The organism is Limnobaculum parvum (genome assembly GCF_003096015.2).
Lineage (GTDB): Bacteria > Pseudomonadota > Gammaproteobacteria > Enterobacterales > Enterobacteriaceae > Limnobaculum > Limnobaculum parvum.
Genome location: NZ_CP029185.2, coordinates 1,789,056 through 1,814,137 on the forward strand (window position 1 = coordinate 1,789,056; position 25,082 = coordinate 1,814,137).

General features: G+C 40.9%; 24 protein-coding genes and 1 pseudogene. 15 read left to right on the forward strand and 10 right to left on the reverse strand.

Features of this window, described 5'->3' with window-relative positions:
• The first annotated feature begins 226 nt into the window (after window positions 1-226).
• Window positions 227-838 carry a response regulator transcription factor gene (locus tag HYN51_RS07205; protein WP_108899403.1) on the forward strand — a complete coding sequence of 204 codons (612 nt, stop codon included), beginning with the start codon at window positions 227-229 and terminating at the stop codon, window positions 836-838.
• Between the two features lie 76 nt (window positions 839-914).
• On the opposite strand, the gene ilvN is transcribed toward HYN51_RS07205, so the two are convergent.
• The 3 genes from ilvN to ivbL form a co-directional block, all read right to left on the reverse strand.
• Window positions 915-1,208, reverse strand: a complete 294-nt coding sequence (gene ilvN / locus HYN51_RS07210; protein ID WP_108899404.1) for an acetolactate synthase small subunit — start codon at window positions 1,206-1,208, stop codon at window positions 915-917.
• Window positions 1,209-1,210: 2 nt separating this feature from the next.
• Window positions 1,211-2,905, reverse strand: coding sequence for an acetolactate synthase large subunit (gene ilvB / locus HYN51_RS07215; protein WP_108899405.1), 1,695 nt, complete (start codon window positions 2,903-2,905; stop codon window positions 1,211-1,213).
• A 112-nt stretch (window positions 2,906-3,017) separates the two neighbouring features.
• Window positions 3,018-3,113, reverse strand: a complete 96-nt coding sequence (ivbL, locus tag HYN51_RS07220; RefSeq protein WP_108899406.1) for an ilvB operon leader peptide IvbL — start codon at window positions 3,111-3,113, stop codon at window positions 3,018-3,020.
• 344 nt (window positions 3,114-3,457) lie between these two features.
• On the opposite strand from ivbL, the gene HYN51_RS07225 reads away from it, so the two are divergent.
• The 6 genes from HYN51_RS07225 to HYN51_RS07250 all read left to right on the forward strand — a co-directional run bounded on the left by HYN51_RS07225 (window position 3,458) and on the right by HYN51_RS07250 (window position 9,599).
• Window positions 3,458-3,886 carry a universal stress protein gene (locus HYN51_RS07225; RefSeq protein ID WP_108899407.1) on the forward strand — a complete coding sequence of 143 codons (429 nt, stop codon included), beginning with the start codon at window positions 3,458-3,460 and terminating at the stop codon, window positions 3,884-3,886.
• Between the two features lie 294 nt (window positions 3,887-4,180).
• Entirely contained in the window at window positions 4,181-5,443 is a 1,263-nt protein-coding gene (locus HYN51_RS07230) for a putative DNA modification/repair radical SAM protein (protein ID WP_108899408.1), read from the forward strand.
• Window positions 5,444-5,448: 5 nt separating this feature from the next.
• The gene (locus HYN51_RS07235) at window positions 5,449-6,216 is read left to right on the forward strand and encodes a TIGR03915 family putative DNA repair protein (protein WP_230514035.1); all 768 of its coding nucleotides are present in this window, start codon (window positions 5,449-5,451) and stop codon (window positions 6,214-6,216) included.
• A gap of 198 nt (window positions 6,217-6,414) precedes the next feature.
• Window positions 6,415-7,533: an S-(hydroxymethyl)glutathione dehydrogenase/class III alcohol dehydrogenase gene (locus HYN51_RS07240; RefSeq protein ID WP_108899410.1), complete on the forward strand. Its 1,119-nt coding sequence runs from the start codon at window positions 6,415-6,417 to the stop codon at window positions 7,531-7,533.
• Window positions 7,534-7,609: 76 nt separating this feature from the next.
• Complete coding sequence (fghA, locus tag HYN51_RS07245; RefSeq protein ID WP_108899411.1) at window positions 7,610-8,458, forward strand: S-formylglutathione hydrolase; 849 nt, start codon at window positions 7,610-7,612, stop codon at window positions 8,456-8,458.
• A 223-nt stretch (window positions 8,459-8,681) separates the two neighbouring features.
• A complete protein-coding gene (locus HYN51_RS07250) occupies window positions 8,682-9,599 on the forward strand; it encodes an NUDIX hydrolase N-terminal domain-containing protein (RefSeq protein ID WP_230514036.1) in 918 nt (305 codons plus the stop codon).
• Window positions 9,600-9,649: 50 nt separating this feature from the next.
• On the opposite strand, the gene yidA is transcribed toward HYN51_RS07250, so the two are convergent.
• Together yidA and arsC are read right to left on the reverse strand one after the other, a co-directional pair.
• Window positions 9,650-10,459, reverse strand: coding sequence for a sugar-phosphatase (gene yidA / locus HYN51_RS07255; RefSeq protein WP_108899413.1), 810 nt, complete (start codon window positions 10,457-10,459; stop codon window positions 9,650-9,652).
• A 63-nt stretch (window positions 10,460-10,522) separates the two neighbouring features.
• Window positions 10,523-10,951 (reverse strand): arsenate reductase (glutaredoxin), encoded by a 429-nt coding sequence (gene arsC, locus HYN51_RS07260; RefSeq protein ID WP_108899414.1) that lies wholly within the window; start codon window positions 10,949-10,951, stop codon window positions 10,523-10,525.
• Between the two features lie 328 nt (window positions 10,952-11,279).
• Between arsC and HYN51_RS07265 the strand changes: the two genes are divergently transcribed.
• The 6 genes from HYN51_RS07265 to HYN51_RS07290 all read left to right on the forward strand — a co-directional run bounded on the left by HYN51_RS07265 (window position 11,280) and on the right by HYN51_RS07290 (window position 17,889).
• Window positions 11,280-11,954: an FMN-dependent NADH-azoreductase gene (locus HYN51_RS07265; protein ID WP_108899415.1), complete on the forward strand. Its 675-nt coding sequence runs from the start codon at window positions 11,280-11,282 to the stop codon at window positions 11,952-11,954.
• A gap of 71 nt (window positions 11,955-12,025) precedes the next feature.
• A complete protein-coding gene (locus HYN51_RS07270) occupies window positions 12,026-12,547 on the forward strand; it encodes an RrF2 family transcriptional regulator (RefSeq protein WP_108899416.1) in 522 nt (173 codons plus the stop codon).
• Window positions 12,548-12,709: 162 nt separating this feature from the next.
• Window positions 12,710-14,170, forward strand: coding sequence for an AMP nucleosidase (locus HYN51_RS07275; protein WP_108899417.1), 1,461 nt, complete (start codon window positions 12,710-12,712; stop codon window positions 14,168-14,170).
• Window positions 14,171-14,254: 84 nt separating this feature from the next.
• Window positions 14,255-15,691: a 6-phospho-beta-glucosidase gene (locus HYN51_RS07280; protein ID WP_108899418.1), complete on the forward strand. Its 1,437-nt coding sequence runs from the start codon at window positions 14,255-14,257 to the stop codon at window positions 15,689-15,691.
• Between the two features lie 201 nt (window positions 15,692-15,892).
• Complete coding sequence (locus HYN51_RS07285; RefSeq protein ID WP_108899419.1) at window positions 15,893-16,165, forward strand: hypothetical protein; 273 nt, start codon at window positions 15,893-15,895, stop codon at window positions 16,163-16,165.
• 215 nt (window positions 16,166-16,380) lie between these two features.
• A complete protein-coding gene (locus tag HYN51_RS07290) occupies window positions 16,381-17,889 on the forward strand; it encodes a recombinase family protein (protein WP_230514037.1) in 1,509 nt (502 codons plus the stop codon).
• Between the two features lie 75 nt (window positions 17,890-17,964).
• On the opposite strand, the gene HYN51_RS07295 is transcribed toward HYN51_RS07290, so the two are convergent.
• The 3 genes from HYN51_RS07295 to HYN51_RS07305 are packed head-to-tail and all read right to left on the reverse strand — an operon-like array spanning window position 17,965 to window position 21,336.
• Entirely contained in the window at window positions 17,965-20,238 is a 2,274-nt protein-coding gene (locus tag HYN51_RS07295; protein WP_108899421.1) for a UvrD-helicase domain-containing protein, read from the reverse strand.
• A 1-nt stretch (window position 20,239) separates the two neighbouring features.
• Window positions 20,240-21,031 (reverse strand): hypothetical protein, encoded by a 792-nt coding sequence (locus HYN51_RS07300; protein ID WP_108899422.1) that lies wholly within the window; start codon window positions 21,029-21,031, stop codon window positions 20,240-20,242.
• Window positions 21,032-21,072: 41 nt separating this feature from the next.
• Window positions 21,073-21,336, reverse strand: a complete 264-nt coding sequence (locus HYN51_RS07305; RefSeq protein WP_108899423.1) for a hypothetical protein — start codon at window positions 21,334-21,336, stop codon at window positions 21,073-21,075.
• Between the two features lie 225 nt (window positions 21,337-21,561).
• On the opposite strand from HYN51_RS07305, the gene HYN51_RS07310 reads away from it, so the two are divergent.
• Both HYN51_RS07310 and HYN51_RS07315 read left to right on the forward strand, forming a co-directional pair.
• Window positions 21,562-22,119, forward strand: a complete 558-nt coding sequence (locus HYN51_RS07310; protein ID WP_108901988.1) for a recombinase family protein — start codon at window positions 21,562-21,564, stop codon at window positions 22,117-22,119.
• A gap of 105 nt (window positions 22,120-22,224) precedes the next feature.
• Window positions 22,225-22,791 (forward strand): tetratricopeptide repeat protein, encoded by a 567-nt coding sequence (locus HYN51_RS07315; protein WP_108899424.1) that lies wholly within the window; start codon window positions 22,225-22,227, stop codon window positions 22,789-22,791.
• Between the two features lie 16 nt (window positions 22,792-22,807).
• On the opposite strand, the gene HYN51_RS07320 is transcribed toward HYN51_RS07315, so the two are convergent.
• Both HYN51_RS07320 and HYN51_RS07325 read right to left on the reverse strand, forming a co-directional pair.
• On the reverse strand, window positions 22,808-23,650 hold the full coding sequence (locus tag HYN51_RS07320; RefSeq protein ID WP_230514038.1) for an IS3 family transposase: 843 nt from the start codon (window positions 23,648-23,650) through the stop codon (window positions 22,808-22,810).
• A 93-nt stretch (window positions 23,651-23,743) separates the two neighbouring features.
• A pseudogene (locus HYN51_RS07325) lies at window positions 23,744-24,855 on the reverse strand (IS3 family transposase).
• Window positions 24,856-25,082: the final 227 nt, after the last annotated feature.

A 25,082-nucleotide genomic window follows, 5' to 3' on the forward strand; every position in this document is an offset into this window, starting at 1 on the left:
TAATGTGATATTTCAAGTGTCAAATATCGGACCGTTGGGTTTTAGTTATTGTTTTTTAACGTCATTGTCAATGTGATGTACCTGATGTTTTTCAGGAAAAATTTTTGTTGTATTTTAACAGGGTGTAAAATTTTATTTCATATTGTGTAAATCGAGAATGTTTCATTATAAATAGATAATAAAATTTGAGTGAAATAATAAGGGTATTTAAACTAGGATATTATAAATGATAAAGCAAATTATTCGTACATTACTCGTTGATAGTAATCAGTTTGTTTGTTTTGCTATTAGTGAATTACTCAAAGATGCAGATTGTCTTGAGGTAATAACCGTAACCAACACCACGGATAATATTGCTGAACAAGTCAGTAGTTTAAACATTGATCTGGTCTTGATTAGTATCGAATTGATAAATACAGGCAAAGAAAAGCTGGTAGAGGGAATACGTAGTGCCAACCCGAATACGAAAGTTATTGCTTTAGTATCAGAAACTTCCGGTATGAATATTCTTAATGCCATGAAGTATTCTATTGATGGAATTATTGATAAAACGCATGATATAAATTCATTAATATTAGTATCTCAATTGGTGTGTGATGGATTTCAATGTATCCCTAGAAACAATATTTATGATAATGAAGTCAAAAGAATTGATTCATTATCCAAGCGAGAATATGAAATATTTCAATACATATCCCAAGGGATGAGTAACAAAGATATTGGTGATAAAATTAATATCAGCGTGAAAACCGTCAGTGTTCATCGATATAATATTATGTATAAATTGAATATTAAGAACCCAATAGATTTGTATAAACTATGTGGTTTATCGGGATAATTATTATCAAACCGCAATGGGGATTAAGATTCCTGTGGAGGCAACAACGTTACCCCCACAGAAAAAAATAGTCATATTACTGTATGAAATTTCTTAGCTGATCAAATACGCGTAGGTCCTCACTGTACTTGACCTGTTGTACATCTTCTAACTTCTCTACTTGGCTGACCATCTGAGACAAGCGTTGATCTTTTTGGACTAATAGCCAGATACGGCTTTGTGCATCGCCTTTTAATGGCATACAAAGAATACCTTCTACGTTAAATGCTCGGCGAGCAAACAGGCCACAAATATGTGACATGACACCCGGGTGGTTGCGAACAATGAGCTCTAAAGCGATTTGATGTTGTTGAGACTGTTCTGTAGACATAATTAAGCTCCAACCATTTCGATGTTAGCGGCACCCGGTGGTACCATCGGGAAAACCTTCTGGTTAATATCAATCAGCGCGTGAATTAGGCAAGGGCCAGGGCGGCGAATTGCTTCTGTCAATGCAGTTTCTGGATCTTGCTCGGCGTTTAGATCACAGGTATCCATGCCAAAACCAGAGGCAATTTTAATAAAATCAGTCCGGTAAGGATAAGCCGCAGCAAAAATACGCTCCTGATAAAACAGGGTTTGCTGTTGGTGAACCAACCCCAAGGCCTGATTGTTCATCAGAATAATTTTCACATCCAAATTATGCTCAACTGCCGTTGCCATTTCCTGAATATTCATCATCAGGCTGCCATCGCCAGAAAAACATAAAACCTTACGATGACGATCCGCCAGCGCAGCACCAATGGCTGCCGGTAGGCCAAAGCCCATCGTGCCTAAACCACCCGATGTTAACCATTGGCGATGGCGACACAGAGGATAAGCCTGAGCAACCCACATTTGATGCTGACCCACATCGGTGGTGATAACCGCCTCAGAATCTACAGCCCGAGCGGCTGCTAGCACCAGTCCATAATGGCTTAACGGATTATCCATATCCGGCATTTGAACCGGGTACTGTTGACGGAACTGATTAACCGTTTCAATCCATTCGGTACGAGGCGTCGCAGTAATTTGTGGTAATAACTGCTGTAAAACTTGGCCCACATCCGCATGAATAGCAATTTGCGGTTGGCGAATTTTACTCAATTCAGCACGATCAATATCCACATGAATGATTTTGGCATTTGGGCAGAACAGTTCTGCCTTACCAATAGCACGATCGTCAAAACGAGCGCCCATAACAATCAGCAGATCGGACTCTTGTAAAATCAGGTTAGTACTACGATTGGCATGCATCCCCAACATACCCAAAGATAATGGATGCTCCGCGGGCAGCGTTCCTAGCGCCATTAACGTCATGGTGGTTGGCAAGTTGGCGCGTTCAGCCAGCTCGACCGCTACTTTGTGGGCATCTGCACAAATGATTCCACCACCCAGATACAGCACGGGGCGTTTAGCCTGATTAATCATTTTTGCGGCTTGAGTTACCAGCTCGGCATCAAACATTGGTGGTTGATCGGGTACAGGAATTGGCGGCAGTTCACTCAGCTCAATCGTGGCTGTTTGAATGTCTTTGGGAATATCAATCCATACCGGCCCCGGGCGACCTGATTCAGCAATACGAAACGCATCGCATATAATCTTAGGTAGTTCACTAATATCCCGAACCAGATAGTTATGTTTAGTAATAGGAATCGAAATACCGTAGGTATCAACTTCCTGAAAGGCATCTGTGCCAATCATACTGGAGGCTACTTGGCCGGTTATACAGACTAACGGAACTGAATCCAATTTGGCATCCGCAATAGCAGTCACCAGATTAGTGGCACCGGGGCCGCTGGATGAAATACAAACCGCCGCTTTACCAGTAGAGCGAGCCATCCCCTGAGCAATAAATCCAGCGCCTTGTTCATGACGTGCCAGCACGTGATGAATAATCGTACTTTGCCCCAGAGCATCATACAGTGGTAATGCTGCTCCTCCTGGGATGCCAGCGACTGTCGTGATCCCTTGACGCTCCAGTAAATAAACAATTAACTCAGCACCCGTAAAACGGGTTCGTTGATGTGGCATACCCGAATTGGCCATAATTTTTTCCTTTACGTTAGGCCGGTCATTCAGGGCAGGGAGTCTATAAAGCAGAAACCCCGCCCGGTTTGCGCCGGCGGGGTTTCGAAATCGTTACGTTGATTAGGACCCGTTACGGCGCGCTGCCGACGACCACCACCACACGCACGACGACCACCGCGGCAGGTTGCGCGGTAAGGAGGAGAGTCGAAGTGAATTGAGATGGCATCACAGGGTTTACCTTATCAATATATAAAATGTCAGTACTACTAATAAAAGCACAGTGATGGAGTATGCACAACCCGGTTTGGTTAATTTTTTTATTTAGTCATAAAAAGTGGGAGCTTTATCACTGTATGGTAATCAATGCCTGTCGAGCCCTTTTGGTTCGGCGTTGGTCATCGTTAGGCTCAAATAATCGTCATCTTAGGTCATTTTTTGCTATGGCTATTTTTATATGAATTAATGTTATGTATCGCTAGCTCAATAAATTAATCGGGTAACAACCGATTATTTATTTATCAGATATAATTAAAGTGATAATCAAAAATTACAAAAATAGGAGCGTGCAACATGTACAAATCTATTTTAGTACCCGTGGATATCATGGAGGACGAATTAACCCATAAAGCATTGGAATATGCGGTGCATTTGGCGAAACAGTCAGGAGGTAAAATCCGACTGCTTCATGTGTTTCCCATGTCAACATCTATCATCAATTCTTATGAGTTAGGCTACATGGAACTGCAAGATAAAGCAGCGGTTAAAGCCAAGCAAAAATTGGAAGAAATTGCCGCAACGATCGACCTGCCCAAAGATCGCGTCTCCTATTCAATGAGTTTTGGTTCCGTCAGAGATGAGATCGTAGAGGTTACCGGACAGATCGGTGCTGACGTAATTGTTATCGGCTCCAAACGGCCTAATATAAAAACACACCTATTAGGCTCTAATGCCTCCAGCATTGTTCGCTATGCTACCACATCGGTGCTTATCGTAAGGTAGGGCTGTTCACCATTCTGTGATGGGCTGTCGGCTGATGGCTCATCACCTATATTTATTCTGATTGCAGATAAAGCGAACAAATTCTCTATCGGGAATTTTCTCGAGGTAATACGATATTCCACATATCACCATTGTGCTTGACTGGGAGACCCTGAACTAGGTTTTTTATCAGTTTGATTCAATTCATATTGTTACTTTCCTCGCTTATTTCTGTTGTTCAAGTGATTATCAAATATTGATAACTGTATATACATACAGTATATTAGTGATGAGTGATAACGCCCGGAGAGCAACATGAAAGAGAGCCTACTTCACAAGCTGACCATTTTGGCGGAGTCAGCAAAATACGACGTTTCCTGTTCGTCCAGTGGGACGACGCGAAGTAACAAGGCCGGAGCTATTGGTAACACCAGCGGTTGGGGAATCTGTCATAGCTTTACTGAAGATGGCCGTTGTGTATCTCTGCTTAAAATATTACTGACAAATTTTTGCCTGTTTGACTGTGCTTATTGTGTTAACCGCCGCAGTAATGATATTGAGCGGGTGGCTTTTACGCCAAGAGAACTGGCGGAACTCACCATCGAATTCTATCGACGTAACTATATCGAAGGGCTGTTTCTTAGCTCTGGCGTAATCAAAAGCCCCGATCACACTATGGAGAAAATGCTACGGGTGGTGAAAGATCTGCGTACTCTTTACCATTTTAATGGATATATCCATATGAAGACTATCCCTGGTGCCAGTCAGGAATTGGTCCATCAGGCAGGGCTATATGCCGATCGCCTGAGTGTGAATCTTGAAATTCCGCTGGAACAGGATCTGAAATTGCTGGCGCCGGAAAAAGATCATCAGAGCGTGTATAAGCCTATGCACTACATCCAGCAAGGCATGGTGCAAAACTTGGAGGATCGGCGTAAGTTCCGTTCGGCTCCCCGTTTTGCGCCAGCGGGGCAAAGTACTCAAATTATTGTTGGTGCAGCAAAAGATAATGATAAAGATATTCTGCACCTTTCCTCTGCGCTGTATCAGCGTCAAAGTATGAAACGCGTTTATTATTCCGGATATATCCCGGTGAATACCTATGATAAACGCTTACCCGTAGTGAAAGATCCTTGTCTGAAACGAGAGAATCGACTGTATCAGGCGGATTGGCTAATGCGTTTCTATCAGTTTAATGCCAATGAGATTCTGGACGATAAAAACCCTTATCTCGATTTGGATATGGACCCTAAACTGGCTTGGGCAATTCGCCATCCGGAACGTTTCCCCGTTGACGTGAATACTGCGGATTACGCCACTATCTTACGCATCCCCGGAGTGGGTGTGAAGTCCGCCAAAATGATCATAATGGCCCGAAAACATGGGCGATTGAACTTGGATGGATTAAAGAAAATCGGGGTTGTGCTAAAGCGAGCGCAGTATTTTATTACCAACAATGAACTGTCACATTACACCATCCATGAAGCGACGCCGGAATATGTCAAAAGCGTTTTGCGAGATACCCCATTGCTGCCATCACCCGCGCAACAACAGCTCTCATTCGGCTTTACCGAGTAGGGGAAATGATGTCTATTTTCTATTATGACAAAACCTTCGATGGTCTATTAAGCGTGGTATTTGACGCCTATAAAATTAAGTATTTTCCACAAGCGCTGCTAGGAGAAGGTGACGTTGAACCGATGTTTATGGAGAGGGGGCATACTACCGTCACTGACCCGAATAAATCGGATCGGGTATGGGCTGCACTGTGCAAAAAATTATCGAAACAGGCGCTGAATCATATTCACCACGTATGGCAATCAGAACGGCCAGAAGCGGACTATCTGATATTTCGCTATATCCGTAAAGTTATCGATTCCCCTCATTCAATAGAAACCGATTTTACCGATGAAGATGTAATGTCCATGCTCCAGCTAGCCAAAAAGGTGAGCAAAGACACCATGCATCTGATTGAGTTTGTGCGTTTTCAAAAAACCAAAGAGAACATCTTTTTTTCTCCAGTAGCGCCAGACTATAACGCTTTACCACTAGCGCTTCATCACTTTATTGACCGTTTTGCCGATCAGCAATGGGCCCTATATGATATTCGGCGTGGATACGGTTTTTATTATAATCTGCAACGGGTTGAAGAAATAACTTTACCGGATGAAAACACCCTGATTAATGGGAATATTAATCCAATGCTATTAGCGGAAGATGAGCAAAAATTCCAAAAGCTATGGCGGAATTATTTCAAAGCAATAACCATTGTGGAAAGAATAAATAAGCGACAGCAACGCCAACATATGCCCGCACGTTTTTGGCATTTACTACCAGAAATGCAAAATTAACGTTATGGTATAGCGCGGTAAACAGAGAAATTGTCAGACGAAGCGATTTTGAATATAGGGATATACTCTCTTCAGGCGGCCTCAATCAGCTAAAGTTGATAAACTTGCCAGTCTCATTCATTCCTATCTGAAGTAACTATTTCTACCTGACTAGTCTGATTCGGCTAGTTGCAAATAAATATTGATGGAGAAACCCTAATGAAATCTCGTGCTGCCGTGGCTTTTGAAGCCGGAAAACCATTACAGATCGTTGAAATTGATGTTGCTCCACCAAAGAAAGGCGAAGTATTAGTGCGTATCACCCATACTGGCGTGTGCCATACGGATGCCTTTACGTTATCCGGTGACGATCCGGAAGGGGTTTTCCCTGCGGTATTAGGCCATGAAGGCGGTGGTATTGTGGTTGAAATTGGTGACGGTGTCACGTCATTAAAGCCCGGGGATCATGTGATTCCGTTATATACCGCCGAATGCGGTGAGTGTAAGTTCTGTAAGTCAGGAAAAACTAACCTGTGTCAGGCGGTACGCGCCACTCAGGGCAAAGGGCTAATGCCCGATGGCACAACCCGATTCTCCTATAACGGTCAGCCAATTTACCACTATATGGGCACCAGTACATTCAGTGAATACACGGTAGTTGCGGAAATCTCGCTGGCAAAAATAAATCCTGAAGCACCGCTGGAGAAAGTTTGCTTATTGGGTTGTGGTGTAACGACCGGCATTGGTGCCGTTCACAATACCGCGAAAGTTAAAGCGGGAGATACGGTGGCTATCTTTGGTTTAGGCGGCATTGGTTTAGCGGCTATTCAAGGCGCAGTACAGGCTAAAGCGGGGCGGATTATTGCCATTGATATCAATCAGGACAAATTTAAACTGGCGAAAGAGATGGGTGCGACAGACTGCATCAATCCTAAAGATTACGATAAGCCTATTCAGGATGTGATTGTAGAAATGACCGATGGCGGGGTGGATTATAGCTTCGAATGTATCGGTAATGTGGATGTGATGCGCTCGGCGCTGGAGTGTTGCCATAAAGGTTGGGGGGAAAGTGTGATTATCGGCGTAGCCGGTGCAGGTCAAGAGATCCGCACACGTCCATTCCAATTGGTTACTGGACGCGTATGGCGCGGTTCTGCCTTTGGCGGAGTAAAAGGGCGTAGTCAGTTACCGGGTATGGTTGAGCAGGCTATGAGAGGGGATATTCAACTCGATCCATTCATTACCCATACGTTACCGCTGGAAGAGATTAATCAGGCGTTTGACTTGATGCATGAAGGTAAATCTATTCGTACCGTTATCCACTTTGGCGATAAATAGTGATTATCCGATGGAGCGTGGGCTTATCGCCGCGCTCTGTTTCAGTATCGCTAAATTTATCAAAGGAGCCTTTTAGATGCAGAATGAATTAGAGCTTATTGAGCAACACAAGGTGTTTGATGGCAACCAGCGACGCTATCGCCACTATTCATCCACTCTGGGTTGTGTCATGACGTTCAGCCTGTTTGTTCCAGACCTCTCTCGCTGGTCATCGCCACCGTTGTTATGGTGGCTGTCAGGGCTAACCTGTAATGATGAGAACTTCACTACCAAAGCGGGAGCACAGCGTATTGCAGCCCAATTAGGTATGGCGATAGTGATGCCGGATACCAGTCCCAGAGGGGACGCGGTAGCGGATGTTAGCCAATGGGATTTAGGCCAAGGAGCTGGATTTTATCTTAATGCTAGCCAACCCCCTTGGGCCGCACACTACCGGATGTATGACTACTTGAGCGATGAACTTCCTCATTTGTTGAGCAATAAACTTGGTTTTAACGGCCCACAATCAATCTCAGGACATTCGATGGGTGGACATGGCGCATTGGTTATGGCGTTACGTGATCCAGAACGGTTCTGCTCGGTATCCGCGTTTTCACCCATCGTTAACCCGACGGAGGTTCCTTGGGGGCAAAATGCATTCCAAACCTATCTGGGTGAGGATCGCCAGAACTGGCGGCAGTGGGATGCCTGTGAGTTACTAAAAGACTATCAGGGAAAAGCCATTCCTATGTTGGTGGATCAAGGGGATAGCGACAGTTTTCTTGGTGAGCAGCTTCAACCAGAACGGTTAGCGCAGGTTGCTGCCGACATTAACTATCCGTTAACCCTACGAATACAGCAAGGCTATGATCACAGTTACTATTTTATCGCCAGCTTTATTGGGCAACACCTTGAGTTTCATATGAAACATCTACAACGGGCATAATGGTGACGCTGTAACTTAAGTTCTGTCCGGCGGCCTGAATTGCGCCGGATATCCCCCGTATCCTTCTGTAAAATAATTTCTCATACTGCTACGATAATGCTACTTCGCTTCCAGATTATTTCATCAGGTCACTATGCGTTATAGCCATATTTTGTTCGATTATGAATGCTTACCCGATAATGCCGGTTTACTCTTGCAGCAGTTAAGACAACAAGACTGTAGAGTGAAAATACGCTGTCTTAAACATGTTCAACTTGATCGGTCTTTATCTCAGTACGCTGACATTATACATGTTGACTTAACGGCAGAGGGTTTAACGGATTATTTACCGCAAACTGATAAAGATAAAGTGGCAACATTATGGATTGGTGCCTCTGGTGAAAGTGCGCGGTTGGCATCAGAATCAGGGGTGGATTTTGGTTTAGCCTTGTGGTGCTGTCGTTCAGTAAAGCATATTTATGCTACTCACTATTTCAATTCTCCTCGTGATATTTTTATGATTTTGAAAGAAAAAATAACAGAATCTGATGAGATGCGCTGGCTAAAATGGGCGATTGAGCTGCAGTTTATCGGCCAAACGGGGTGTCACTACACCCAAGACGTTTACGATCGGGAACGTTTTGAACGGATCCGTGAACTGTCCGCAGAGATTGTAAGCCAATATAGCGGATTACCGATGGCCCAGGTCAGTAATGTGTTCTGTAGTGAAACGGGTTTTCAAACGCCTAAATTGGACTGTCGGGCGGCGATATTTGACGAGGGTAAAATATTACTAGTCAAAGAGAATAGCGGGGAATGGTCTTTACCGGGAGGATGGGTAGATGTGAATCAGTCTATCCGGGCTAATACGGTAAAAGAGGTGAAAGAAGAGGCGGGATTAGATGTCATCGCTACTCGATTAATTGCGCTACAGGACCGTAATCTCCATAACACGCCGGTTTATGCCTATGGTATTTGTAAAGTATTTGTTCAGTGCGAAGTGATTGGCGGCCATTTTATTCCTAACAGTGAAACCTTAGAAAGCGGCTGGTTTAGCCTAGAGCAACTCCCTAAACTATCAGAAGATAAAACTACGGCACCGCAAATTGCACTGTGCTTTGAGGCGTATCACACTGACAATTGGCAGCCTGTATTTGACTAATTAACGTAGGGAAATCACGGATGATTTCCCCTGAACAATATTTCTGACCGCTATGCTAAAAATTTCTGAATGGCAAACGCGACGCCATCTTGCTGGTTGGTGTGGGTAATAAACTGGGCATGTTGCTTAATTTCATCGGAGGCATTCCCCATAGCAACCCCAATACCGGCATATTGAATCATCGGCAAATCATTATGATGATCGCCGATGCACATCACTTCTGATTGTTGGATACCTAACCGTTGGGATAAAAACTTAACCGCAGCCCCTTTGTCGACATCCTTGTGCAACACTTCCAGAAAGAAAGGCGAACTCTTTACCAGCGTGTAGTCTGCATGGTAGCTGGCCGGGATATTGGTTATTGCGGCATCAAGAATCGTTGGCTCATCAATAAACATCATTTTGGGGAATGTCAGGTCGGGTTTCATTTCGTCAATTGGGCAGTAGATTAGCGGAATGTGGCTGAGAAACGCTTCCCGTACGGTATAGGTGCTGATATCCCGATTTGGCGTATAGAGGGCATCGTAAGTTAAGGCATGAAAATGAATCTTAAGCAGCAAGGACAGGGCGCTAACACGGTGATAATCTTCAATAGTTAACAATGTTTGCTTAATGATTTCACCACTGCCTGCATGTTGTATTAATCCACCGTTATAAGAAATACAGTAACAGCCTGATTTATCCAACCCTAACTCCTTTAGATATCCCTGCATACCGCTATAAGGGCGTCCTGAAGCTAAAACAACATGAACGCCCTGTGATTGAGCCTGACTCACGGCCAATTTTACAGTAGGAGAGATAGTCTTATCATCCTGAAGCAGCGTGTCATCCAGATCGATGGCGATTAATTTTACGGTCATGATGTTCCCTTAGCACAGTGAGTAGAAGTATTAGCGAAAGAGACAAATTGCTAATGAGTATTGTTAGTTAATAATCCGATTACCGTATTCATCAATGATCTGTTCGCCATCTTCCTTGGTGAATGCACCTGATTGACGATCGGGCAATATCTCCAGCACCACTTCAGAAGGGCGACAAAGCTTGGTTCCCAGTTCAGTTATCACGATAGGACGGTTGATTAGGATAGGGTATTGCAGCATAAAATCAATGAGTTGGCTATCGCTCCAGTGCGCTTGCGCCAGATTTAATGTTTCATAAGGTTCGACGTTTTTACGCAACAGAGCGCGAGGCGTGATTTGCAAAGCTTCAATGATGTTAAGCAACTTGATACGGTCAGGAGGATTCTCCAGATAGAGAATAATCGTTGGTTCAACACCGCTATTACGGATTAATGACAACGTATTGCGCGAGGTTCCACAAGCAGGATTATGATAAATCGTAATTTTTCGCATGGGCTTATACCAAAAATGAGAGGTGAATTACTCATGCTATCAACGTTATCAAAGAATGGGAAATATCATAATAATACCAACCCAGAAATAATAACGCTGGGTAGTAGTGAGATTTTTTTGTGCCAAAAACAGCTAGCCAGAGTCGCTACGGTGGTACCGAGAACAAGGATATCGCATGTCATTGTGGGGATGCAATTTGGTGCTTCTTTGAATGTGAATCGGAAAAATTCCGCTTGCTGGAAAGCATAAAAAGGGATATTTTAACTACGATAATTTTAGTCGTAGTTGATCTTCAGCATTCATTTTCAATTAAGCATATGGAACACAAATGAAAATATTACATATTGATTCAAGCTCAAAAATCCACAATAAATCTAACTCACGTGCCTTGGGCCGTTATTTTCTTCAGCAGTTAGAGCGTTATGGCGTTGAGTTCGAAATTGATTATCTGGATGTCACCGAGGACGTTCAGCCTCACGTTTCCGCAGAGTTTGTACAGGCAACTTATACGCCAGAAGCAGAGCGGACAGAGAGAATGCGTGAAGTATTAGCCCCGTCTGATGCCATGTGCCAGCGGGTAATGGATGCTGATGTGCTGGTATGCGCGATGCCAATGTATAACTGGACCATCCCATCAACGTTTAAGACCTTCATTGACGCGATTACCCGTACTAACGTGACGTATGATTTACTGCCGGATGGTACTACGGTAGGTAAACTGGGTGATAAAAAAGTGCTATTCATTACCACCCGCGGTGCCGATTTACGTCAGGGTTCACCTTATAGCCATATGGATGCGATGACTCCGGTACTTAAGGCCGCATTTGCCTTTATTGGGGTAGAAGCGCCGGAGTTCGTGGATGCTCAACCGCTGCAATTCACCGCTGCTGAGGCTCGTGAAGCCGCATTGGTTCGTGCCCATAATGACCTAGACCAACTGGCCTCTCAATGGGCGACTAATCTACAAAAGACAGCGTGTAGCCAGTCAGAAATGGCAGTATAAGCAGGACACCCAAAGCGTTCTACGGTAGAATTTAATGCAGCAATAGCACTTTTAATTATTCAGGGGGAGTCATGGCGTTTGTCAGTTCGGGGGTTGAGTATGCACTGCATTGTTTGTTGTATATCAGCCAGCGTGACGGAATTAAAGAAGCAAACGTACGTGATTTAGCTGAGTTACAAGGGGTTCCCGTCGATTTTTTGGCCAAGATTTTTACTAAGCTAAAGAAATCCGGCATTGTGAACTCAACTGAAGGGGCCAGAGGTGGTTTTCATCTGGCCCGCTCGCCTGAATCTATCTCGGTTAAGGACGTGGTTGAAGCCGTTGATGGCAATAAAGGGCTGTTTGAATGTAAAGAGATACGTGAGCGTTGTGCGGTGTTTGATCAACAGGCACCTCAGTGGGCAACTGAAGGGGTATGCTCGATTCATCGCATTATGTTAGAAGCGGAGCAGGCTATGCGGCAGGTTCTCTCTCAACACACGCTGGCAAGTATCTCTGCCACTACCAACAAGAAAGCACCGGCTGAATTTAATCAGCAAATCTTACAGTGGTTTGAATCTCGTCCCTCAAACCATCGCGTTTCATCTGAATAATGCCAATCCCTCTCTGATTTTGAACGTTTAAAATCGCCGCGCTGTGAAATATTTGTTACGGCGCTTATTTATCAAAAACTTCCACAGCTGAATAAGCTATTCTATTATTACCACAACCCACTAATTTAGTGACTGCCTCCATTTGCCCTTAAAGGAGCTCTCTTGAATCAGCAACCATTTAATACCCGTCTTACCGCCTCTGAAGCCATTGATAAGCTCGAACAACAATATGAATCCGCCCTGAGTGCGCTGCGTAGTGCTATCGGTGCCTTTATTCAGCAGGGAACCTTACCGGATGCGAAAGCCAGAGAAAAGGGGCTATTTTCCTATCCCCAATTGCGGGTTTGTTGGGATGGTAAATTTCAGGAACATTTACGCACTCGTGCCTATGGGCGTTTTGCACATCCTGGGCAGTATGCCACCACCATTACTCGCCCGGACTTGTTCCGTCACTACCTGACTGAACAGTTAGGATTGTTAGAACATGATTATGGCGCTATTTTTGAAGTGACACCGTCACAACAAGAGATACCTTATCCGTTTGTGATAGATGGTTCCGCTCTGATGCTGGATCGCACCATGACGGCAGGAATTGTGCAGCATTTTCCAACCACGGATCTGGCTAAAATTGGTGATGATATTACCGATGGTTTGGCTAACGCAGGGGATATTTTCCCGTTATCTCATTTTGATGCCCTGCGTACCGACTTCTCTTTAGCGCGGCTTAAACACTATACCGGAACGCCCGTTGAACATGTTCAACCTTACGTTCTGTTTACCAACTATAGCCGCTATGTGGATGAATTCATCAGTTGGGCCTGTAAACAGATCCGAGATCCCTCCAGCCCTTATCAGGCGCTGTCGTGCGCCGGTGGCAGCTATATCACGGTAGAGAATGCCGATCCGGAGAGAACGGCGTCCGACTTGGCATGGAAAAAGCATCAAATGCCGGCTTACCATCTTATTTCCTCCACCGGGCAGGGAATTACACTGGTAAATATTGGCGTCGGGCCTTCGAATGCCAAGACAATTTGTGACCATTTGGCCGTGCTACGACCTCATGCATGGCTGATGATTGGTCACTGCGGCGGGTTGCGTGAAAGCCAGAGAATTGGCGATTATGTATTGGCCCATGCCTATTTACGTGATGACCATGTTCTGGATGCGGTTTTGCCACCGGATATTCCCATTCCTAGCATTGCAGAAGTACAACGTGCCTTATATGACGCCACCAAAGCCGTTAGCGGAATGCCGGGGGAAGAGGTAAAACTACGGTTGAGAACCGGTACTGTTGTTACCACGGATGACCGAAACTGGGAGCTACGTTTCTCGGTGTCAGCTCGACGCTTTAACCTCAGTCGTGCGGTCGCGGTAGATATGGAAAGCGCCACGATTGCAGCTCAGGGCTATCGTTTCCGGGTTCCTTATGGCACGTTGTTGTGTGTTTCTGATAAGCCACTGCATGGAGAAATTAAACTACCGGGACAGGCTAACCACTTCTATGAAGGGGCAATATCAGAACACCTGCAAATTGGTATTCGCGCAATAGATCTACTGCGAGCGGAAGGCGATAAGCTTCATTCTCGTAAGCTACGCACATTTAACGAGCCGCCATTTCGCTAAAACGGCGGTAAAACCGTTTGTCTGTTACACAAAACGTCATGATACGGTTTTCCTGTATGTGACAGAAAACGAGGAGAAGAACAAATGGCACAAAATGGATTTCCAAACGATTTCTTATGGGGTGGAGCCGTCGCTGCTCATCAGGTTGAAGGTGGATGGGATCGTGGCGGCAAAGGCGTAAGTATCGCGGATGTACTATCTAAAGGCTCTCATGGCGTAGACCGTGTGATGACTGACGGTGTACTGCCCGAATACATTTATCCCAATCATCTGGGCGTCGATTTTTATTCACACTATAAAGACGATATCGCGCTGTTTGCCGAGATGGGATTTAAATGTTTTCGAACTTCAATCGCCTGGACCAGAATATTTCCCAATGGTGATGAACAAACGCCTAACGAGGCCGGATTGCAGTTTTATGACGATTTGTTTGATGAATTGCTGAAACATCACATTGAACCAGTTATTACCCTTTCTCATTTTGAAATGCCTTACCATCTGGTGAAAGAGTATGGCGGCTGGTATAACCGAAAAGTAGTCGATTTCTTTGTTCGCTTTAGTGAAGTGGTGATGGAACGCTATAAAAACAAAGTGAAATACTGGATCACCTTTAATGAAATTAACAATCAACGTAACTGGAAATATCCGCTGTTTGGCTACTGTAATTCCGGGGTGATCTTTACCGATCACGATAATCCAGAGCAGGTGATGTATCAGGTATTTCACCATCAATTCATTGCCAGCGCTCAGGTGGTTAATCGTGGGCATCAAATTAACCCGAACTTCAAGATTGGTTGCATGATCCACATGATGCCGCTGTATCCGGCGACCTGTCGTCCGGAAGATCTGGTTTTTGCTCAGGAAGCCATGAGGCAGAAGTACTTGTTCAGCGATGTTCAAATGCGCGGAACTTATCCTGCTTATATAGTGAAAGAATGGGCTCGTCATAATATTACTATCACGATTCAGCCCGAAGATGATGAGATTCTGCGTAATGGTTGTGCTGATTACTTGGCTATCAGTTATTACATGTCCAACATCGTCTCGCCGGATTACACCAAATCTGAAAGCGCATTAACTTTTTTTGAAGGTAGTAAACTGAATCCTTATCTGCAAGCTTCCGAATGGGGATGGCAAATTGACCCCGTTGGCCTGCGTTATAGCCTTTCAGAACTGTATGAACGCTATCAGAAACCTCTATTTATTGTGGAGAATGGTTTTGGCGCCATTGATGTACGTGAAGCGGATGGCCGGATTAATGATGATTATCGTATTGAATATTTGAAAGCCCATATCGTTGAAATGGAGAAAGCAGTCGCTATTGATGGGGTAGATTTACTTGGTTACACCCCTTGGGGCTGTATTGACTGCGTTTCATTTACCACCGGCGAATATGCCAAACGCTATGGATTTATCTATGTTGATATGAATGATGACGGTAGTGGCACGCTGGCCCGTTCTAAAAAGAAAAGTTTTGACTGGTATAAGAAAGTGATTGCCTCTAACGGCACTGAACGTTAATTCATTTCTGCACTCAACGATTAGCTATATGGGTAATCGTTGAGACGCTTGTTATCTCTCGATAGTGAACAAATTCAAGGTCTTTTTTCTTTCAGCTTTACGCAATCTTTTCATTTAATTTACCTTAAGTGACATTGAGGATATTGGTGATTATTCGTACCTTTAAACAACCCAATGAGAGGCTGTTAAAGGAGATAAAAAATGAAAAAAGGGCTGCGAAATTCAATGATTGGTGCCGTTTGTTTATCGATGGTAGGGTGTGCAAATATGGATTCTGAAGATTTCGCCTCCTCAGCAGGTATGTTGGTTGCACTAATTGGTATTACTGCCGTAGTGTTATTAAGCGATAACGATAATGATAGTGACAGCGATGATAATAGATATCACTATTCGGATAAGTCGCGAGACAATAAGAACGCCCATCACGGCTATCATAAATGCCGTGATGGGCGTTCTTGCTATCGGCCAAAATAGAAGAGTTTGGTCTCTCGACAACCTTGGTAAGAAGTGGCTGCCCATTAAATTCACCCAAAACCATCGCGAATTCTATTGAGTAGCAAACAACCCTTTAAATCTGTTTCTTTTATAGAAAAATAATGTAATTATTATGTTGATTGTAAAAGGATAATTAAATTATGACATTGGCATTCTCATATGTTCGGTTCTCAAAAAGTAGTCAGGCTCGTGGTGTGTCAGTTGAACGCCAGTTAGAGGCGGGTAGAAAATATTGTGAAGAAAATAGTTTAACGCTTTCTAACGAGAATTTTTGCGATCTTGGTATTAGCGCTTACAAAAATAAAAAGCGTGATGGCTTTGATGACATGATAGAAGCGATAAATTCAGGAAGAATCCCTGAAGGTTCATATATTTTGATTGAAGCTATTGATCGTCTTAGTCGTAAGGGGATTCAAGAAACTCAAAAGATACTTAGTCAAATATTAGAGAAAGGTATCAACATTGCATTTGTTGGAGATGATGCAAAAACGCTATCGGGTGTTGTTTTAACTGAAGATAGTCTGAATCGTTTGGATAGTATCATTACCATTGCTCTTGCTGCTGAGCTTGCATATAAAGAATCACTTCGGAAAGCCAAGCTTATAAAGGATGCAAAGGCAAGAGCTCGGGAAAAGGCTAAGCAAGGAACTGCATTACCTAAAAATCTGCCTTTTTGGTTGAAATATGATAATGAACATAAAAAGTATGATTTCAAAAGTGATGATGATAAAAACTTAATAAAAGAGATAATTGAATTACGGCAGCAGGGTATGGGTGCTCGATTAATTGCTAAAATATTAAATGACCGAAAAATATCATCTCCTAAAGGAAAAGGGTGGAGCCATACAACAATTAGAAAAGTGCTATCTAATCCAGCTTTATGTGGTGACTATAAGATGTATCAGTACATCGATGACAAATTTGTCCCTGTCGATTTAATATCTAATTATTTTCCAAAGGTAGTCAATAAGGAAGAATGGTTATTATTACAATCGGATCTAAGCATATCTAATAAAGGTAAGCCTGCAAAAGAAAATCCATTTACTGGTGTATTAAGGTGCTATCATTGTGGTTCAGGAATGACATATAACCGTAAAGAGAGCATTGCTAAAAATGGAGGCTTGTTAGTTTATGAATATCATTTTTGTACTAATAGTACTATGGGGTTGTGTGATAAAAAAAGAAAAATTAGAGATTTAATTCCTGCTCTAAAAAAGATTATGGATCAGTTAAAGATAGAGAAGGTGAAGCATAATATAAATAGAAAGTCTTCTACTATTCGTTCCAAGATAATAGAGAAGACAAATTATTTGGATGAGTTAATTAAAATATTATCAGACTCACCAACACCTTCACCTCGTATCATTAATCTTATATCAGAAAAAGAGAGTGAACTTAATGAGCTAAAAGAAGCATTGGTTAAAGAGGATAATGACAATATTAGTTTAAAAGCAAGTGATATAAAGTTACTTGCAACGATTACGGATGCTAAAGAATATAATATGCATATTCGCCGGCTTGTTAAAGTTATTAGCATTCGGAATATAGCCAAGAAAAACTATGCTGTTTTAGTCAAAAAACGTGATGGGGGAACTCAATCATTTATCGTTTCAAACGGTGAAATAAAATTATTTTCTGATACTGATTTTATTAAAGAATTAGTAGATGAATATAAAAAGATAAAAAAGAATTTATGGATTTAATTAGCAATTACTATGATTAAATATAACTTATTAATTAATGAGGCCATTCACTGACCTCATTAATCATAATAATTATTATATGTCTTTGGATAAGTCCTCATCATATATAACCAGACCTTCTGAAAGAGCACTATCCAGTAATTCACTTATTCTCTGTGTTTTTTCATGGATAAAAGCCACCTCGTACTTAGCTCTTGTGATTGCCACATAAAGTAGGTTAAATGCTGAATAATTTAAATAGTGAGATGATTCACCTGTGTTGGCTGACTTTCTTGGAAATTTATCATCATCAATACCTAATATAATTATTGCAGGAAATTCAAGGCCACCAATATATTCCATTCCTCCAATAATATAGCTATTAGAAGAAGCTGCACTTTCTAATACGATAATATCGCCACGCTGCTCTATGGATTTGAGAGAAATGTTACTCTCAGAAGCATAAGTTTTTGTAGCCTCCAGCATATCATCAGAACAAGGAATAATTAAAACATCAGATCTCTTTAAACCCTGCTTATTAGCTATATTATCAACCAATAAAAAAGTTGATTTTATCATTTCATTCTTATTTTGTTTTGAAACTATATATGGAATAGGTGATTTTTCATCAATTACAGCGGTATGTCCAGACATTGCACCAAATAATGGATTCTCTAAATTATTAAATAATAATGCACCTGATGCAAGAACACAACTGGCTAAATTTACAATATGCTCAGATGAACGGAAAACAGCATTTAAACCATGCTCTTCAGTAATTTTTGCATTAATTTTTAGAGAAACATCATGTTTAGTTATTGTTGTATCACCAATTGCTTGGCTGCGATCCATTGTGAATATAATATTATTGCTATTTGGTTTTAATAAATTATGAAATAGACTTAACTCATTAATATTGAATAAATGTGTTTCATCAATATATATGACATCAAATCCAGATGCTATTCGCCTTCTTTTCCATATAGGAGTAGAAGTTTCTTGAAGAGCCGATAATATGATATCATCACTATCAAATTGGTTTAGTGCAATTAATTTATCATAATATTTATTAAAAATTGAGAAAATAGTTTTATAATCATCTTCATTTTTTAGTGGTATTGAATACTCTGATCTTACAAGTGTTTTGTATATATCAAAGTTTTCAGCAGCTCTACCTTTTATATATACTGAGATTTCGTCTTGTAAGATTATCGATATATGCCACCAATCATTTTTGGAGAAAAAATCTTTTAGTTCTTCAGATATAAATGATAAAGCACCTGCATAGTCATTTATCATGAAGTCTTCAACGGCTTCGTTTATATATAATAACTGTGTTTGTTTAGATTCAAATGCATCACTATCAAGGTACTCAGTAGCCTCAATTCGATTGCCTAAATTTTCTATACACCATTCTTGTAGAGTTGTAACTACTACACTTTGGTTTTTATCACTATTGATAAATCTCTCACCTCCATTTGAAGCTAATATAGTTTCAATGTTATATTTTGTTGCTTTACTGTGTGTTAATAAAACTGATTTGTAAGGTAAATCATTTTCCTCTGCATTAATTAATTGAATTATACATCTTAAAATAAGGCTAAGAGTCTTTCCTGTTCCTGCAGCACCAGTTAATATATCAGGGCCAAAACTTGAACTAAATACAAATCTTGATTGAGTTTCAGTAAGATTTTTCTTCCAGTAATCCATTCCCATATAAGGGTCTATGGAGAAAGTCTTCTCACCATCAATATTATTAACATTAATGTAATTATTACTTTCTATTTCTGAATCTTTATCTTTATTAAAGATCAATGCTGTATCAATAGATGCGTAATTATCCCGTGCTTTTCTAAATATTGATAATTTAGGTTCTTTAGATATAACTTCAAAGCCATCTTGAAATATTAATAGACTGCTTTCATTTCTTTTTTCTTGTCGTTCTTTATCTGGGGATTTATCTAAAATTACTTTATATGACTTTCCTGTTGAAAAAGAGAAGGGTAGAAGAGCGATAAAAGATGAGTTGCTTATTATTTTTTCACAAGGGCTGTGTCCAATGCCATCCCAGATCTTAATTGCAAGACGACAAGACTTTTGTATTATAGTGATTATTTCATTATTAGGTCTTTCAAAGCCCTTAAATGCTGTGGTATCAAAAACCAATAATACTGATTTATTTTTCTTTATAGTTAATAAGTATAAGCCACCATTTGTTACATGAGCTTTTATATTGTTGCTGAAGTCATGCTCTTTAGATTCTTTAATACATTCAGCAAGGAGCTTTCCTTTATCATAGTCTGCAGACTGAAGATTTTTTGTAGAAACAATTTCCTTTGCAGCAAAGTAATCAATTACAACAAAACTCATCCTAACTTACCTCACATATTTTGTTAATTATTAGTGAATTATGGTTATCAATACCTATTCGTGTAAAATTATTTGCAAACCTTTGTAGTAATAATTCTATATAAGGAGACTTTAGTTGACCAATAATACTGCAGAAATCATTTTCTAATTTATTATTTAGACCTAAGTATGGACGTCCTCTTTTTAATGTCAATCCATCTTTAATCATCTTTGCTGTTTCAATATCTATCTCATAAATTTCTCTTAAATTAGCTATAGAAGCACCATACCCAGCTATTTCATCTATGAAAAAATAATCTGATACTTTATTTTCAATAACTGATTTTATTATTTCTTCAATATCTCTCTTAAATATAGAGTATTTTTTTTCATAATTTCCGACTTCATTAATAATATGCAGTTTTTCTAATTGTATTAGTAAGTTACTTAGGTCTGTAGTTTTTAATTTATTATCTTTTTTTATTATTTCTAAGATTTTCTCTTCTCCATAGGTATTCAAATTACTCATGGTGAAGCCACTTTTTTCTATTAACTGTTTCAGCTGATTAGTTATACTTTTAATCACTCTATCTTTTAATAAAATAGACAGTTCGAATTCTTTCCAAAGATTAAATGGTATTACTGGTATAAAATTATATGTACGAACTTTATTTTCATTAGCTATATCACATCTTGCTGTGATAATTAAACCGAATATCTCATCGTTTTTATATCTTGGGCAAAATGCACAATTGAATATAGTGCCTTGTGTTAAGCTTTTATCATCTGAAGTATTAATCATTTCTCTTATCATTTGGGTAACCTATCTCCCTGAAGGTTATAAATGTAATATATCTAACTTTTTAGCCAACAATTACAATGCAATAATGTATATTTTAAATGGCTATTTGAATCAATATTAAAATGTATAATTTTATTTCGGTAACAGTTTATATAACTAAAAAAGATATCAACAAGATAAGTATAAGTTTGTATTATTTCTTTTAATGCTTGTTGCTTTTCTTTTTCATAAGCAAAATCTTGATCCCATCTGAGTCTTTCAGAGGTTTCGCTTGATATTTTTTTTACAACATCCTTAATTGGTTTATATTCTACCATCTCATTTCTCTATTGCATATTAGAGCGGTTTTTCACTAACTATATAGGATATATCATTAAATATTTTTATATACTGTCAAATATGACAGTTTTTGATAGTTTAAACCTTGGTTTTTGACTCCGCTCACATGACACCACTGATTATGGATTCAAAAAGGAGGGTTTTAATATTTTGATACCAATGATATTATGAACCCACGTTTTTTGACCTTTGGGGGATTCATTATGAGAATTTTTGGATATGGTCGGGTTAGTACCCTTGAGCAAGATACAGAAAACCAAAGATTGGCGTTAGTTAACATGGGACAATCTATCGAAGATAAAAGATGGTTTTCTGAAACAGTTAGCGGTGGTAGTCCTGCTTTACAACGTAAAGAATTTTCCCGTTTAATTGAGCGTATGGAGGATGGAGACCGTTTAGTTGTTTTAAAGCTGGATAGATTAGGAAGAGATGTTTTAGACGTTCTAAAAACGATTCAGGCGCTTTCTGATAAAGGGATTCAGGTTGTTTGCATGGATCTTGGTGGTGTTGATCTGACATCTTCAGCAGGAAAGTTACAGTTAACTGTTTTAGCCGCTGTCGCTGAATTTGAAAGACAAAGGTTACGTGAACGTACAATGGAAGGATTAGCTAAAGCCGCCAGTGAGGGACGTAAAGGTGGTCGGCCTATGGTTGCTAACAGAAATACAATTCAAAGATTAAAAGCTGAAGATTTAAGTCAAAGTAAGGTAGCTAATAAATTAGGTATATCTTTGAGTACAGTTAAACGGCATTGGAATTAGATTGTTATCTTAATATAATATCTGCATAAGATTTCCTCATAACAGAACATACGCTCGATATCTGTCATAACCGAAAGATAAAGTTATTAATTCAAAGGATGGAAGATGCCTTATTTAAAAACATCATTGATTACACTTAGTTTGGTTTTTTTATTAAGTGGTTGTAGTGCTGCAACTGTAAGTAACGATAATTCATCAAATGAACATAACATGTCGCCTGAGCTAATGAACAGGATAGGCATAATGCATGCAAAAGGTTTAGGTGTTGAAAAAAATCACGTTAAAGCATTTGAATGGTATATGAAATCAGCCATGAAAGGATATGCTCATGGTCAAAATAATGTAGGTTTTTCTTACAGTTCTGGACAAGGTATTCCCAGAGATTATGAAAAAGCCTTAGAATGGTATTTAAAAGCCGCTGAACAAAATGATGGTGAAGCTCAGAATAATGTAGGTGTAATGTTTGAATTAGGTAGAGGGATAGAACAGAATTATACAAAAGCTATGGAGTGGTATTTGAAAGCGTCAAATAATGGTAGTGGTAATGCAAGAAAAAATATAGGTAATATGTATTATTATGGACGAGGTGTACCTAAAGACTATGAAAAAGCAATGGAATGGTATAATAAGATAAAAGATAGTACTTTTAATTATAGTGTGATCTGTCCTTGAATTTATTCCCACCTAATTACGCTGCCGACTCATAATCAACCGGGGACAAATAGCCCAACGTTGAATGTTTGCGACGGCGGTTGTAGAACACTTCGATATAATCGAATATTGCATTTATCGCTTCTGCTCGAGTGATAAATACCTTTCCCCTCATCAGTTCTGTTTTTAACGTGTGGTAAAAGCTTTCCATCACCGCATTGTCATAACAACAGCCTTTGCCGCTCATTGAGCAGATTAAGCCATGTTTACCTAACTCAGTTTGATAGCTATGACTGGCATATTGACTGCCTCTGTCCGAATGGATTATCACTTTTTTACCCGCCTGACGTTGTTTTACTGCCATGTTCAGGGCATCGATAATTAGGGGCGTTTTCAAACGTGCGCTTAAACTCCATCCAATAATTTTTCGACTGTACAGATCAAGTACCGTGGCTAGATACAGCCAGCCTTCCAAGGTTTTAATGTATGTAATGTCGGATACCCAGGCAATATTTATCGAGAAAGGATTGAAGTCACGTGCCAATAAATTAGGCGCAATGGGATAATCATGTCGACTATTTGTCGTCATTTTATAACGAGGTTGATTAGTGGCCTTCAGACCAGCCAGCTTCATCAGTCGACTAAGACGTGTCTTGCCATGAAAACGCAGTTCATCTTTCAAATCACTTTGTAAGCGCTTAATACCATAGGTTCCTCGACTGTCTTGGTGCAACGTTATCATTCTGGTTATCAGCAAATCATCCTGTTGCTTACGGGCACAAGGTGCTCGCCCACGCCACGCCCAGTAACCACGGGTGCTAATGTTCAACAGACTACAAAGGCGATTAACGGAATGGAAAGCCGATAATTGAGTGACCATGGCATATTTCACCGGCTTTCTCGCGCAAAAAATGCCGCCGCTTTTTTTAGGATAGTTTTATCCTCTTCCAGTTCAGCTGTAAGTACCCCCGTTTTAGTACCACATACTTTTTGAGATTTCTGGGTTTTCAGCCATCAGCCGGTATTCTTCCGGTGTCAGGTTATTCAGGGATTCATGAGGTCGCTCACTGTTGTATTCATTCAGCCAGCGATCTGTTATCTCCCGTACTTCATTCAGCGTTTTGAACAGGTAAAAATCCAGTATTTCTGTCCGATACGTCCGATTAAACCGTTCGATATACGCATTCTGCGTCGGCTTGCCCGGCTTGATAAATTCTAGCTTCACACCATGATCTTCAGCCCATTGTGCCAGCGTCAGTGATATCAGTTCCGGCCCATTATCCATTCGCATCTTCAGCGGATATCCCCGGTTTTCCACTATCCTCTCCAGTACTCAAACGACGCGCTGTGCCGGGATATTCAGATCAATTTCTATGGCCAGAGCCTCACGATTAAAATCATCCACAACGTTGAAGGTCCGAAAACGTCGGCCACAGACCAATGCGTCGTGCATAAAATCGATGGACCAGCTCTGGTTAAGTGCGTCCGGCGTTGCCAGCGGAGCCGGATTGCGCACCGGCAGGCGTTGCTTACCTTTACGACGAAAATTCAGTTTTAGCAGGCAGTAAATCCGATGCACACGTTTGTGGTTCCAGACATGCCCCTGCCTGCGAAGCACCTGAAAAAGTTTCTTAAATCCGTAGCGTGGATAACGCTCAGCCGCTTCAGTCAGCGCCTGGATCACCGGTTCATCACGTCCCGTATCCGGTTGGTAGCGAAACACTGTCCTGCTCAGCGATAACGTCCTGCATGCCTGGCGTATGCTCATCGTAAACTGTGTAGTCAGATAGCCGACGAGTTCACGCTTTATCGCTGGTTTTAAAGCTTTTTTTCGATGACATCCTTCAGCGCTCGGCATTCCAAACTCAGATCGGCAAACATCTGTTTCAGGCGACGATTCTCGTCCTCAAGATCTTTGATTTTTTTGATATCAGCAGCTTCCATACCGCCATACTTCGCCTTCCAGTTGTAATAGCTGGCTTCAGAAATAGCGGCCTCACGGCAGACATCTTTCACCGTTCGTCCTGCTTCAACGGATTTAAGAACGGCGATTATCTGGTGCTCTGTGAATCGGATTTTACGCATGGTGATCTCCTCTGGGGATATAATCAGTATGTCAGAAGATCTCTAAAAGTGAATGGCTCGTTTTGATGGGGTACTTACAGTTACTCTTCCGATGATGTATTGGTGAGCAGGATAGCCATAAGTAAAAAATTTTCAGGTCTATTCCTCACAATACTTATTATTGTAGTGAGGTGCGTAAATAAGCCTGACTATCCATTTTGAGATTAATGATAAATGAATTTTAACAT